Origin of the sequence: Paraburkholderia tuberum STM678 (assembly GCF_902833905.1) — a bacterium.
Classification (GTDB): Bacteria; Pseudomonadota; Gammaproteobacteria; order Burkholderiales; family Burkholderiaceae; genus Paraburkholderia; species Paraburkholderia tuberum.
Genome location: NZ_CADFGP010000038.1, coordinates 18075 through 31794 on the forward strand (window position 1 = coordinate 18075; position 13720 = coordinate 31794).

A 13720-nucleotide genomic window follows, 5' to 3' on the forward strand; every position below is an offset into this window, starting at 1 on the left:
GGCGGGAGCTTAAATCCGATTGCCACTCGAAGAGCAACTGGCGGCGGCGAGCGCGGTCATTGGCGTCTGTTCAAGCCGATTGCCGCCCAGCGACTTGGCTCGATACAACGCCTGGTCGGCGGCTGAGAGCAGGTCGGTGAGGGAAGCCGTTTCGCGACTTGACTCGGCGAGTCCAATGCTGACAGTGGCGCGAATCCGGTCGCCGTCGGCGCCATGGGACATTGCGGCGAACCGGCTGAGAACGTTCTCGCCTAGCTTTTTTGCGCGGTCGCTGTCGTAGCCCGGCAGCAGGGCGGCAAATTCTTCGCCGCCGATGCGTGCAAGAATCGCGTCCGTACCCGTCACGGCTCGAACGGTTTCCGCGAATGACCTCAAAACCTCGTCGCCGGTCTTGTGCCCAAAGTGGTCGTTGATTCTCTTGAAGTGATCGAGGTCGAACGCAAGAAGTGTGACGGGTAGTCGATTTATGTCGTGGTCGCTGATAACCTGCTCCCCCTCTTCGAAAAACAGCTTTCGATTTCCGAGGCGAGTCAGGTAATCCGTGCGGGACTCCTGCAAAAGCTCACCATGAATTTCTTCCCGGGTCAGCCGGAGCAACTATCAGCCGATCGGCATCGCGCGGGCCAATACAGGCACGATCGGGAACGATGTGTACTGGGACACCGACACCACGACCGCCACAGCCGGCGTCGTCTACGGCACGCCGATTCCCGCGGCGAACGGGCTGACCACCGCGCAGATGAGCACACCGGCATCATTCGTGGGTGATGACTTCAGTCCGACGGGGGTGTGGGCGATGCCTGCCGGCGCGACGCATCCGGTGCTGCGCTGGCAGCTGGCGCAATGACGCGTGACTAATCAAGCGGAAGTTGGAAAAAAATTCTAGCTTCCGCTGATTAGTTACCCCCTGACAAATGAACCAAAAGGCGGTCAAATTATCGCGGCCAGCGCACGGGCTGGCCAGTTGAGTCAGGCCCGCCCGCTCAACCCTCGCATCCGCCGGGCGAAATGGGCGCGCTCCGCATCGTCCATCAGCATGAGGAACTGATCCGCTTCCATATGAATCAGTTCTTCGTGATCGCCCGCCTCGAAGTAGACGTCGGGCTGGCCTGCCAGGCTGGATTCCAGGTAGGTTTTCATGCCATACGCCATACAAATTGGCGGCAGCGCACCCACATCGCAGTCCTTGAATAACTCGCGCAGTTCGACTTCCGTGGCCAGGGCGAGCCGGCGCCCTGTCTTGCTCCAGAGTTCGGAGAGCTGCACGGCGTAAGTTGACGGCAGCACGGCGGCCACGTAGCCGTGTTCGTCTTCGAGGAGCACGGTCTTGGCGAGGCGGTCGCCCGGAATGTGCGCCGCAGCAGCCGTTTCGATACTCGAGTGGCTGTATGGGTGACGCACGACTTCGTAGCGGGAACCCTTGCTGCGCAGGCAGTCCTGCAAGGTTGGCGACATCGACATGGCACACCTCCTGTCGAATACCTGAAAAGGAATGAACAATTGCGATCTTTTCAGAATAGTTCACGCACCGGCAATACGCACGCCGGCTGAACGATTCCATCGAGCGATCGCGTCCACCGGTTGAATCCGCCGTTCCTCAGCTGACGTTGGTCGGCCGGTCCGGCGAACGACACCTGGTCCGTGCGAGGCATGGCGCCGCCGCGGACCGAAAAAGTTCGCAAGCTGTTGATCGTTAAGGAACTGAGTTCTACCGTTCTCGCAGGTGCAGCCGATTTACAGGTAGCCTGCATTCGTCAACTTGACAACGCCCATCGTGAACCTCGAACGCAGCCATACCTTCTCCTTTAGCCCCGACGGCGAACATTTCCTGCTCGACGGCCTGCCGTTCCAGATTCGCAGCGGCGAGATGCATCCAGCCCGCATCCCGCGCGAGTACTGGCGACACCGGATCCGCATGGCAAGAGCGATGGGGATGAACTGCATCGCGTTGTACATCATGTGGAATTACCACGAGACGCATAGAGGCGTGTTCGACTTCCGCAGCGGGAATCGCGATATCGAGGCCTTCATCCGCCTGTGCCAAGCCGAGCAGATGTGGGTGCTGTTGCGCCCCGGGCCTTACGTGTGCGCAGAGTGGGATCTGGGCGGCCTCCCTTCCTGGCTGTTGCGCGATCCGGACATCCAGTTGCGGACCGACTCGGCCACCGATCCTCGCTACATGGCGGCGGTGGCTCGCTATATCGACGAACTGGTTCCGCGTATCAAGCCATTGATGAGCGAGCACGGCGGACCGATCCTGATGATCCAGATCGAGAACGAATTCGGTTCGTATGCGAGCAATCCGGCTTACCTCGAAGAGCTCAGGCAGCTTTGGCTAGCAGGAGGCATAACCGGGCCGTTCTACACCGAAGACGGTCTCCCGCAACTCGAACGCAATCGCACCACGGTAACGGGCGGCGCGATCGCGCTGAGCAACGGCGACGCAGCGCAGATCGCAACCGTGCGCCGCGAATTCCCCTCGGTGCCCGCGATGGCAGGCGAGGTGTACCCAGGGTGGCTCACGCATTGGGGCGAAGCGGGGTTCGCGGGCGTGGACTACGACCTCTCCAGTACCTTGGCCACGTTCATGCAGGCGCGACTGTCGTTCAACCTGTATGTCATTCACGGCGGCACGAGCTTTGGCTTTTTTGCCGGCGCGAACCTGGACGCTTCAGGCAACTATCAGCCCGACATCACGAGCTACGACTACTGCGCGCCGATCAGCGAGCAAGGCATGGCGACGCCGAAGTACATCAAGTATCGAGACCTGATCGCCAGCTATCTGCCCGAACCCTTGCCAGCCATACCCGACGTTATCGCCATGCTTGACTGCGCAGGCGCTGAGGCCTTGATGCCAGCGCTCTACGCCTCGATCTGGGACAACCTGCCCGCGGCATTGCCACGCGAGCATGGCGTCGAGCCGCAGTCGTTTGAACGCTACGGTCAGGCGTTTGGCTTCGTGCTGTATCGCAAGTCTTTGCCGGAGCACGCGCGCGGTGTGCTGGATATCAGCGCCGTTCATGACTACGCAACGGTTTTCCTTGGTGAACGGTACGCGGGCGGCGTATCGAGAGCGCAACTGCCGCAGAAGTACGCGCAGTCGCTCCACATGATGCATCGCGCGCCGCTTGCCCTGCCTTCGGCGCGGCACAACCACGGGTCGAACCCGGACGGCCAGGTAGCGCTGGAGATACTCGTCGAGGCCATGGGGCGCGTCAACTTCGGACCCGCGATCGTTGACCGTAAAGGTCTGCTCGAGCCGGTCACGATGAAACACGTCGACGGCTCGCTCGCGTTGCTCGAGGAATGGGACATCTACCTGCTGCCGATGGATGAAACGTTTATCGCCAACCTCAACGAAGACTGCACGAACCCACGGAAACCCGGTCTCTTTTATAAGGCGAGCGTGCTGCTGACTGAAGTCGGCGACACCTGGCTCGACATGAGCAACTGGACCAAGGGTATCGTCTGGGTCAATGGCCACAATCTCGGACGCTACTGGAACATCGGCCCGCAAAGGCGCCTGTATTGTCCCGCGCCGTGGCTCGTGCAAGGTAACAACGAGGTGCTGGTCTTCGACCTCCATCAGATCGAGGCAAAGCCGATTCAACTGGCCGACAGGTCGTGCTAGCGCCTACGTATCGTCCCCCCTTCACCGCTTCGCGGCGGCAACCGGCAGCAGTTCGAGCGTAAGCACTTCGAACGGCGCCAATTGCACTGCTTGCGACAGATCAGCGTTCAGTTGAGCAGGAATACCGGAATCCCCCGCACGTCCAAGGCTGCGCGATTCGAATCGTGCCGCCGCGTTATCCGGCAGTTCCAGTTGGCGCCGCAGCTCGAGTGTGAAGCGTTGCGTGCGACTGTGAGGATTGCGCAGCGTCACGATCGCCTTGTGCGGCGCCCACGCTGCCCAACCGTAGGCCGCCTGTTCGTCCGGCGCTCCGCCGATCCAATGACTGTCGCGAAGTATGTCGCCGTTTTCGCGCGCCCATTGGGCGGCGCGCGCAAGCACATCCCAGTCGTGCTCGCCCAGCAGCGCCGGCGTAATGTAGAGCTCCTGCAATTGCGTGCCGGTCCCGAAGTACGACCACACTTCGTTGGAGAATGCGTCGCCCGCCGACGCATTGAGGCGTGGATTGCACTGCGCGTAGAGGATGCCGTGCAGCATCAGCGAATTGAGTGGAAAGAGCGGACTGCGCTCCACGACGTTGTGATACGTCTGCGTGTCGCGGTATGTGATCCAGCGCTCGCGGTTCGTGCCGCTGCCCGCCAGGCCATCGTCGCTGCCGCCGCGCCAGATGGAGTCGACGTGGCGCAGCCAGAACGGCGACGGATGCGTACCTGTGGTGAGATTAATGAAAATTTCGGGCTTGGCCGCGCGGATGTCCTCGATCAGTTGAATCGCCGCGTCCCAATCGCTGTCGAACAGGCTGCCGGGGAACACCCTGTCGGCATTGCCTGTGCCGTCGAACTTGAAATGGTTGACGCCGCCCTTGTCGAGCAAGTCCATCACGACTTCATGAAAGCGCCGGTAATACGTCGGCCCCGATAATGCGAGACCGTTGTCGATGACCTCATAACCAGCGGCACGTCCTCGCGTCACGCGTTCCTGTTTCGGCGCACCGTAGCCGCCCCACGGGGAAAGCCATATGCCGGGAGCGGCGCCGAATCGCGCGGCGGCGTCGCGCAGCGGAACGAAGCCATGTGGAAATGCCTTGCTGAAATGCCAGCCGCCGCCAAGGTCGTCCCAGCCATCGTCGAACAGAAGCGAATCGATCTGCACCCCGCGCGCTGTGTGCAACTCGTGGCCGATTGTTGCGATGCGCTCGAGCGCCTGCTCCTGCGTGTACGGCGTGAGGTAGCCGATGTCGCCCCAACTGTTGTAGTGCAGAAACGGGCGATACGGGCGAGCCCGTTCCCGCTCCAGATAGATGCCGAAGTCGCGCCGAACCTGGCCGTCGCTGGCTACACCTGCCACAGCGGAGTAGACCAGCGTCCTGTTTTTCTCCAGCGGCAACGCGCGATGCAGCATGAAGCTGAGGCTGTCGCCCTTCACCTGACTTGTCGCCAGCGGGTGCTCGAAGCCCAGATAGAAATTGCCCGCAATGACCGGCGTGCCCTTGCGCTCACTACTGGCCCTGGCGCCTGGAGCGCGCGTCTTCAGCAATGAGACGGCAGCGATCGCTTCGTCCTGAAGCAGCGCGGTAATCGCCAGCTGGACGCGCAGATATCGTGACCCTTCGCGCTGCTCCACGCTCCATTGCACCTTTAGGTGTCCATGTGTATCTACCAGGGAGACGCTCGCGCGTCGCCCTGCGATTCGTTCGCCCAAGCGGGACGCATGCGGGTTGGGTTCGAGCGCAGCGTCGCTCACGGGCGCAACGACCCTCAGCTCGGCCAGGCCGATGGTGGTTCCGTCAGCGAGCGTGAGCGTGAACGGCGCGACGACGCGCAACGTGCGTTTGCGCTCGCAGTCGATCAGTGAGAAACCGGCGAGACGTTTGTCCTCGTTCGTCCAGCGCAATGCAATCGCGTCGTTGCCGAACGAGGAGATGTGGCCCGTCGTCTGGAGCACGGGCATGCCAGTTTGCGTAGGCGAAGCATGGTTGGCGCGCATGGAGAAACCTGTCTCGGGCCAGAGGAAGAGATTTTCGCCGCCCCCCGCGAATGGCGTCAGATAACGAACTGCGCCGTGGTGGAAGGCTGAACGAGCGTCCAAGGAAGACGTTGGATTACGAAACGCCGGCTGAACGGTTCCATCGAACTATTGCATCGACCGGTTGAATCCGCCGTGCGTCGCAACGTACTGTCCCCATGAGGGCGAGCCTCAGACAGGATTCGAGGCGGGCCGTCCTTCCAGCACGGCGGCGATATTGTCCAGCGCCGTAAAGCCCATCTGGTCGCGGGTCTCGATCGTTGCGCTGGCCATATGGGGCGTCAGGAACACGTTGTCGAGCTCAGCAAACCGCTTGTCGACGTTGGGCTCGTTCCGGTACACATCCAGAGCCGCGCTGAACAGATGACCCGACGTCAGGGCGTCATAAAGCGCATCTTCGTCCACCAGGCCGCCACGCGCCGCGTTAACGAAAATCGCGCCTGCGGGAAGGAGTCCAAACTCTCTTTTCGTCATGAGCGGGACGCTTCCACCCGGCACGTGCAGCGTGAGGACCTGGCAGTGCGGCAGCATTTCGTCGAGAGTGGCATAGAAGGTCGCGCCATTTTCCAGCGACGGGGCCGCACGGTGCATGTCCGTGTAGATCACGCGCATGCCGAATCCCTGCGCACGCTTAGCGACCGCCCGTCCAATACGCCCAAATCCGACGATGCCGAGCGTCTTGCCATTCACTCGCATACCCAGCATCTCGGTCATGCCGAACGATTTGCCCCATCCGTTGCGCATGATCCGTTCGTATTCTGACGCGCGACGGCACGCAGCCAGCAAGAGCAGCATGGAAAAATCGGCTGTGCACTCGGTCAACGCATCGGGCGCGTTCGTCACGACGATTCCCCTGTCACGGGCCGCCGCTACGTCCATGTGATCGAAGCCCGCGCTCGCGTTCGCAATAATCTTGACCGTCGAAGGCAGCGCGGCAATGTGTTCCGCTTGCAGGCCGGATTTTTTCCCGATGAGTACGGCCGGCACGTCGTGCTTCTTGCAGAAGTCGACGACAGACCACGAGTTCATATCGGACTCGGTCACGAAGGCATGGAATTCGGCCGCAGCGCGATTAGCCACGGCGGTGGGAACCGTTCGCGCAATCAACAGGCTGGTGCGTTTATCTTCCGACATGGTTTTTCCTTTGGTAGGCAGACGTCGAGAGACTACGAAATCGCTGACCGGGCCGTCAATGTTGATTGGATGAATCAACTCCTCGGTGATGACTCGCCCTATTGTTCGCGGCGCCTGCGCGTTGCGATTTGTTGCCGTCTTGTCCCTCTTCAATCTTGCTTGCGGCCACACGCGCATCAGGAAAACCCTGATGCGATCCCCATCCGCAAGGCCCGCGGATGTTGATTCAATGAATCAAGATTGCTCAACCCCTGATGCGAATGCAACTCTGTTTCCCATGTCCAATTGACTTGACGAGAGGAAAGGAAATGTCTGCATCGAAGAAGTTCGCAGCCGTGACGGGCGCCGGCTCCGGCATCGGCCGAACCGCCGCCGTCGCACTTGCTAACGCAGGATTCGCCGTCGCGCTGATCGGGCGCAGAGCCGAGCCGCTGCTGGAAACAAAGGAAGCAATCGGCAGGGCGGGGGGAGAAGCGGATGTATTCCAGGCCGACGTTGGCGACGCAGCATCGGTCGAGCACGCGTTTTCGGGAATTGCCGAGGCATTCGGTCGGCTCGACGTGCTGTTCAACAACGCGGGGCGTAATGCTGGGGCTGTCCCTCTGGAAGACTACGAAGTCGACTTCTGGAACGACGTCGTGGCCACCAATCTGACCGGCGTTTTCCTCTGCGCTCGCGCCGCCTATCGTTTGATGAAGGCACAGTCCCCGCAAGGCGGACGAATCATCAACAACGGATCGATCTCCGCCCACTCGCCAAGGCCGCACACCATTGCCTATACGGCAACAAAACATGCTGTGACTGGCATCACCAGATCGATCGCGCTGGACGGACGCGCATTCAACATCGCCTGCAGCCAGATCGACATCGGCAACGCCGCCACATCGCTCACTGAACGGATGAACCGCGGCGTACTGCAAGCGGACGGACGCCTGGCACCCGAAGCAAGAATGGATGTGACGCACGTGGCGAATGCAGTCGTGCACATGGCCAGTCTTCCGCTCGAAGCCAATGTTCTCAACATGACTATCATGGCGACCGCCATGCCGTTCGTCGGCCGCGGATAAATCGCCCTTAAGCCAACTAAAAAAACAACAGGCTAATGTTACGGAGACACCGATGAAAATCGCAGAGGAACAAACATTGCCGGTGGGAACCCCGGCTTACGCGGATACCACGAATCGCTCCAGAGTCCGCTACGTCGTGCTCTCGATGTTGCTCATGGCCACCATTCTGAATTACGTGGACCGGTCGGCGCTGGGCATCGTTGCGCCGGGCCTCTCGAAGGGGCTGGCGCTCAACAAGATGCAGATGGGCGAGCTGTTTGCGGCATTTGGTCTTGCCTATTCCATTGCGCTGGTGCCCGGCGGGGTGCTGACCGACATTCTCGGCTCACGCCTCGCCTATGCGCTGTCTCTGGTCGGTTGGTCATTCGCCACGCTGACGCAGGGTTTCGCGACCGGCTATCAGATGCTGCTCGGGTCGCGGCTCGCCATCGGCGCACTGGAGGCGCCGGCCTTCCCTTCAAACGCACGCGCCGTGACCTTGTGGTTTCCCGCCCGGGAACGCGGCTTCGCGACCAGCGTCTATGTAATGGGGCAATACATCGGGACGCCCTTGTTCACCGGAGTGTTGCTGTGGATCTTCGCCGCGTACGGTTGGCGGACGGTTTTTTATGTGACCGGTGGCTTCGGCATTCTGTTCAGTCTGCTCTGGTACCGGGTTTACCGCGATCCGCATCAGCACCCGCGCGTGAATGCCACCGAGCTGCAATACATCAATGAAGGTGCCGCGGCGACGCGCAAGCCCCGCGAGAAGTTCGACTGGCGCATGGCGCTCAAGCTGCTCAGCTACCGCCAGGTTCTCGCCATCTGTCTCGGAAAGTTCTGTAACAACACGCTGCTGGTCTTCTTCACCACGTGGTTCATGACCTATCTGATCGAAGCGCGTCACATGTCGATGATCAAGGTTGGGATCTTCCAGGCACTGCCTTTTATCGGCGCCACGGTCGGCATCCTCGCGGCCGGCTCCCTTTCGGACTTTTTTATTCGGCGCGGAGTGGCGCTTTCGACAGCGCGCAAGGCTCCGCTCATCATCGGCACGATGCTCGGCGCGTCTATCGTGCTTGTCAATTTCGTCGAGTCGAACGAGCTGGTGATCGCCATCCTGACGATCGCGTTCTTCGCGCAGGGCGTCGGGTCGATGTCGTGGGCCGCCGTTTCCGAAATCGCGCCTCGACAGTACGTGGGACTGACCAGCAGCATCACGAGCCTCGCGGCCAACATCGCGGCCGTCACCACGCCGCTCATGATCGGCTACATCACCCAGCACACCGGCCACTTCTACTGGGCCCTCAACCTGATGGGCGCGATCTGCCTGCTCGGAACGTTTTCGTATTCCGTGCTGCTGGGCAAGCTTTCCCGCATCGAACTGTGATGCTTTCAACTATACGGTGAAATCGGATGATTGAATTCAAGTGGGATCATCTGCAACTGTGCTCGGCGGACGCCGAAGCCACTGCGGCATGGTTTGCGCGCTGCCTGAACGCCGAGATCGTGCGTCGTCCTGGGCGAGTGGATTTGCGCATCGGCAGCATCAACCTTTTCATCACCTCGCTGGCGAGCGTCCAAGCCGGCCACCCTCGCTGCGAGCGGCAGCAGGGCATAGATCATTTCGGCGTGGTCGTGGACGATATCGACGCGGCGTTCGTGCATCTGTTGCTCTGCGACGCGGAAATCGTCGAACCGATCAAGCAGGTTCGCCCCGGCGTCAGAGCCTGCTTCGTGCGCTCGCCCGGTGACGTTCTCGTTGAGATACTGGAGCGGCGACCCGCCGAGATGACTTTTACCTGAAAAAACGTCAATATTGGCGCTGGATCGGTCGTGCTCGAGTGCAAGGCGCGATCTGCGTCGTCACTCCCCCGTTGCCCCGTTGCGCTGCATCACCTTGCTTGCCATCCCATGCGAAACTGGATCACTCTGACTGAAGCGGCTCGACAACTCGGAGTGCAGGCGCAGACTGTCTATGCGTATGTAAGTCGAGGTACCATCGCCGTCATGCCGGATCCGCTCGACCCACGCAAGAGCCTCTATCGCGCGGAGGACGTCGCGGGTCTGTGCCGAAAAAAGCAGGTGGGACGCAAGCGCGAAGCGCTCGCCGCCGGGACCATATTCGGTGCGGAACCCTGCATTTACAGCAGCATTACCACCTTCTCAAAAGGCCGGCCCTACTACCGGGGGCGGGATAGCATCCGGCTTTCGGACGCGGCGACGCTTGAAGACGTGGCGGCCATTCTCTGGAACGCGCGCGCCCCCGTTTCCTTCGAAAGCGGCGAGTTGCCGCTACAGGGCGACGAGCGCGGCAGGCAATGCGCGTTCACATCGCTGGCAGCGCTCGCGGCCTGTGGACACTCGACCCTCGGACGCACGGACAGCGCACTGCATGTCGAGGCCGGCCGGCTCGTGGCGCTCATCGCACAAGCGTTTGGTGCGCGACGCGGCGCGAACGCACAAATGACGCATGAGCGGCTCGCGCTTGGTTGGGGCCAGGACCGCGATGGCGCCGAACTTATCCGCCGTGCCTTAGTCCTCGTGGCCGACCACGAGATTACGAGTTCCGCGTTCGCCGCCAGGATTACCGCCTCCACCGGCGCGTCGCTGCCCGGATGCCTGCTCACGGGACTCGCGACTTTCTCCGGCCCACTGCATGGCGACGCGTCAGGCCGCGTGCGGGCCGTGTTCGACGACGTCGGAAGACTCGGTGCGCAGCACGTGGTTGCCCATCACTTGCAGTCGGCCATTCCAATCCCCGGGTTTGGACATCATCTGTATCCGGACGGCGATCCGAGGGCGGCCGCAGTGCTCGAAGTGCTGAATCCGCCTCAAGAGATCATGTCGTTCATCAACAAGGTGGTTGAGCTGACCGGGCTCAAGCCAAATATCGACGTTGCGCTTGCGGCCTTGACGGCTCAGCTGGCGTTGCCGCGCGATGCGTCGTTCGCGTTGTTCGCAACAGCCCGGAGCGTGGGTTTGCTCGCGCACTGCATTGAGCAACTCCGGGTGAGCAAGGTCATACGGCCACGAGGCCGCTATACCGGGCCGGCGCTGGAAGACGCCGCCCCCGAGTCGCCTGCGCAAGGCAGCGAGAATACGCTCGATCCAGCCACGCTCGACAAGAATCGCTTATTCAGGCCGGTTGGGCGCTGAGAGACGCGTCACCCGGATCTTTGCCGAAACAAAAAACCTCGACGCCGATCGGCTCTTGCCGAGAGGGCCGGCTTGTTCCAGTGGACGTAAGCGTTTTGAGCGAAGCGGCGTCGGTAGCTTCGAAGACGTTGCCACCATGCTGATGGCGATGGATGGGGCATGCGACGCCAGACCATGGCCGGATTGCGGACGGAAGGTGTGGAGTCTGGGCGGGAGCCGACATTCCAGGGGTTGCATCAACGTGCGTCCGAGCGGCCGCTCTTGGGCCGACTTCTGCCTGACGGCGGTCGGCGGCTCGCGACCCGGATCTGCCCTTCGCCCCAATGCGGACTCGGCGGCGGCTTTCAAAGTAGAACGGCCGCCTGGTGGTGCATCCGCGCTGCAGGCGCTTGCCGCCCATACGCAGTCGTTTTCGCCAGGGAGAACCGAGAACCCTAGCGTCCATTTGGGTAGCCCGTCACAACGCAGTACGTGCGATACTTCTCTGCTGCCATCGCCATGCTATGCCACCAGGATCTCGAATTTTGTTATACATCCGTAAGTATTCGTATTTTTCCGTGTCGCGATGAGTGATTCTCGCAAGCGGGGGAGGTTGTTGGGGCGATTAGGCTATGTCTTGATTGTAGTGTTGCTGCGCGTCTTCGCAGTCCTTCCCTATACGCTCGTCGCAAGGTTCGGCAGCGCGCTTGGGGCAATGTTATATGCACTTCCAAGCTCCCGAAAGCATATCGCTCTCGTCAATCTGCGTCTCTGTTTTCCGGGCAAGAGCGAGCGCGAGTACGACGACCTTGCCAGAAACCATTTTCGCCACGTCGTTCGAAGCTATCTCGAACGAGGCATTCAATGGTTTGGCAGCGCGCAAAGGATACGGAAGCTGGTCCACATCGAAAGTCGAATCGATCTGGAAGACAGGAATGCTCCACCGACCATCTTTCTGGGCTTCCATTTCGTGAGCATCGAGGTCGGCTGCATACTCTACTCAACGCGACTGCCCGCCGCCTCACTGTATACACGCATGTCGAACGCGCGGCTTTGCAGTCTAGCCAAGCGGCAACGCGGCAGATTTGGCGCCGAGATGATTGAACGTTCGACAAGCGCCAGAAAGATCGTCGGCTTACTTCGTTCAGGCAAACCAGTCATGCTGGCTGCTGATATGGATCACGGCATACACAACTCCGTTTTTGTGCCGTTTTTTGGCGTCCCCGCGTGCACACTCACTTCGGTTTCGCGCCTTGCTCGACTGGCCCATGCGCGGGTTGTACCATTCGTGACTGAAGTATTGCCCGATTACCGCGGGTATAAGCTGACCATCTTCGAGCCGCTCAGCGACTTTCCTTCAGAAAGTGAGACGATCGACGCGCGCCGATTGAATGAATTTCTTGAAACGCAGATCAATCGGTGCCCAGAGCAATATTACTGGGTGCATCGACGCTTCAAGAATCGTCCACCGGGCGTGCCAGGTGTGTACTGAGCACACCGTCCGTAAGGCATGCGACCGTTCCTGGCTGTGTGCTTCCGTGAGGTAACGCAATGAGCTCGACTGACAGGCATAGGTCCGCTATCTGAGTGGACCGGACGTTTGAGTGTCTGTCCGAATGCTCGAGCGTATGGCCGTTCGTGGCCGGATGGCGACCGTCTCAGTTCGCCCCACTCCGGGCCAAACTCCAGCCGCGAAATGAAACTACCTTCCGCAGCGAGACGACGCGCACATGCTCCCAGATACGAGCGGCCGCGGCCGGGCACCTGCATCAAATGCGCTCGCCAACACGAGCAGGGCACCGCGGGGAACCCTGTCCGCTTACGCGCCGGCACCCGTCTCATCGAAGAATGAGGTTTTGTCCGTCCCGTTCGCTTTGGCGCGATACATCGCGCTATCGGCCTGGCGCATCAGGGCGTGTACATCAAGACGTTCGTCCGCGCTATTGGTACCGAGCATGCGCACGCCAATGCTGGCCGATACGGCGACGGGATGACCGCCGATCTCTCGAAGCCCATGAAGGATGTCGTGGATACCGTCGGCAATCGCGCGCGCGCCGGCGTCGTCATGCACGTGGCGGGCGAGCACCGCGAACTCGTCGCCTCCCAGGCGGGCAACCGTATCGCCGCGGCGAATGCGTGTCTGCAGACCGTTGGCGAAGCACTGCAACAGTTCATCACCCACCGCATGCCCATAAGCGTCATTGACGTACTTGAAGCCGTCGAGATCGATGAACAGCAAGACAGACTGTCCTTTATCGTCGTCTCGCGCCGCAGTCGCTTTAGCGATCGCCTGCTGGAGGCGAGTGCGGTTGCTGAGTCCTGTCAGAGGGTCCGTCGCAGCCTGCCGTTCGAGCCGATGCACGAGGGCCATCAAGTACACGGAAGTCGCCGCGATGCTGAGCATGATGCCCAATCCCACCGCGAGGTTTTCTCTCCACCACGGCTCGACGTGCATCAAAATCACGACGCCTGCAAGCGCAACTGCACATGAAAGTAGCAACGGCCGCTTGCCGTGGCGGCAACCGGCACCCACAAGGAACCAGAACACGACCCAGAGCAAGGGCAGCGCCACGCGCCCGCCGAGCGCCAAGGCAGTCATGACAAGCGCCTGGTCTGCAATGGTGGTGACCGTCAATCGAAGGCGCGGCCGAACCGTCGCGGCGGTCGCGGCTACGTATGTCGCCACGCCGAATACCACGTATGCGAAAACAACGCCCAGAGTCTCATACGCGGCGGCCGTGCGTTG

The 13720-nt window shown here is 61.0% G+C and carries 11 protein-coding genes and 1 pseudogene; 7 read left to right on the forward strand and 5 right to left on the reverse strand.

All coding sequences use genetic code 11. From position 1 onward, the window contains the following. Positions 1 to 9 precede the first annotated feature (9 nt). A pseudogene (locus tag HWY30_RS27750) lies at positions 10 to 597 on the reverse strand (GGDEF domain-containing protein); the annotation flags it as partial. Between the two features lie 52 nt (positions 598 to 649). Here HWY30_RS27750 and HWY30_RS27755 point away from each other — a divergent pair. Then, positions 650 to 847, forward strand: a complete 198-nt coding sequence (locus tag HWY30_RS27755) for a hypothetical protein (protein ID WP_341809942.1) — start codon at positions 650 to 652, stop codon at positions 845 to 847. A 122-nt stretch (positions 848 to 969) separates the two neighbouring features. Here the strand turns inward: HWY30_RS27755 and HWY30_RS27760 are convergent, their stop codons facing one another. Next, positions 970 to 1461: an aminoacyl-tRNA deacylase gene (locus HWY30_RS27760; RefSeq protein ID WP_090807449.1), complete on the reverse strand. Its 492-nt coding sequence runs from the start codon at positions 1459 to 1461 to the stop codon at positions 970 to 972. Between the two features lie 298 nt (positions 1462 to 1759). On the opposite strand from HWY30_RS27760, the gene HWY30_RS27765 reads away from it, so the two are divergent. After that, the gene (locus HWY30_RS27765) at positions 1760 to 3631 is read left to right on the forward strand and encodes a beta-galactosidase (protein WP_090807447.1); all 1872 of its coding nucleotides are present in this window, start codon (positions 1760 to 1762) and stop codon (positions 3629 to 3631) included. Positions 3632 to 3652: 21 nt separating this feature from the next. On the opposite strand, the gene HWY30_RS27770 is transcribed toward HWY30_RS27765, so the two are convergent. Together HWY30_RS27770 and HWY30_RS27775 are read right to left on the reverse strand one after the other, a co-directional pair. After that, positions 3653 to 5617 (reverse strand): enterotoxin, encoded by a 1965-nt coding sequence (locus HWY30_RS27770; protein WP_176078956.1) that lies wholly within the window; start codon positions 5615 to 5617, stop codon positions 3653 to 3655. Between the two features lie 210 nt (positions 5618 to 5827). After that, the gene (locus tag HWY30_RS27775) at positions 5828 to 6790 is read right to left on the reverse strand and encodes a 2-hydroxyacid dehydrogenase (protein WP_090807443.1); all 963 of its coding nucleotides are present in this window, start codon (positions 6788 to 6790) and stop codon (positions 5828 to 5830) included. Between the two features lie 308 nt (positions 6791 to 7098). On the opposite strand from HWY30_RS27775, the gene HWY30_RS27780 reads away from it, so the two are divergent. The 5 genes from HWY30_RS27780 to HWY30_RS27800 all read left to right on the forward strand — a co-directional run bounded on the left by HWY30_RS27780 (position 7099) and on the right by HWY30_RS27800 (position 12466). Next, a complete protein-coding gene (locus tag HWY30_RS27780; protein WP_090807441.1) occupies positions 7099 to 7857 on the forward strand; it encodes an SDR family oxidoreductase in 759 nt (252 codons plus the stop codon). Between the two features lie 52 nt (positions 7858 to 7909). Then, complete coding sequence (locus HWY30_RS27785) at positions 7910 to 9226, forward strand: MFS transporter (RefSeq protein WP_090807439.1); 1317 nt, start codon at positions 7910 to 7912, stop codon at positions 9224 to 9226. 26 nt (positions 9227 to 9252) lie between these two features. Continuing rightward, complete coding sequence (locus tag HWY30_RS27790) at positions 9253 to 9642, forward strand: VOC family protein (RefSeq protein WP_090807437.1); 390 nt, start codon at positions 9253 to 9255, stop codon at positions 9640 to 9642. A 108-nt stretch (positions 9643 to 9750) separates the two neighbouring features. Next, complete coding sequence (locus tag HWY30_RS27795) at positions 9751 to 10995, forward strand: citrate synthase (protein WP_090807435.1); 1245 nt, start codon at positions 9751 to 9753, stop codon at positions 10993 to 10995. A gap of 565 nt (positions 10996 to 11560) precedes the next feature. Next, positions 11561 to 12466, forward strand: coding sequence for a lipid A biosynthesis lauroyl acyltransferase (locus HWY30_RS27800; protein ID WP_176078957.1), 906 nt, complete (start codon positions 11561 to 11563; stop codon positions 12464 to 12466). A 327-nt stretch (positions 12467 to 12793) separates the two neighbouring features. Here HWY30_RS27800 and HWY30_RS27805 read toward each other — a convergent pair whose 3' ends face one another. Further along, entirely contained in the window at positions 12794 to 13609 is an 816-nt protein-coding gene (locus tag HWY30_RS27805; RefSeq protein ID WP_341809943.1) for a diguanylate cyclase domain-containing protein, read from the reverse strand. Positions 13610 to 13720 lie beyond the last annotated feature (111 nt).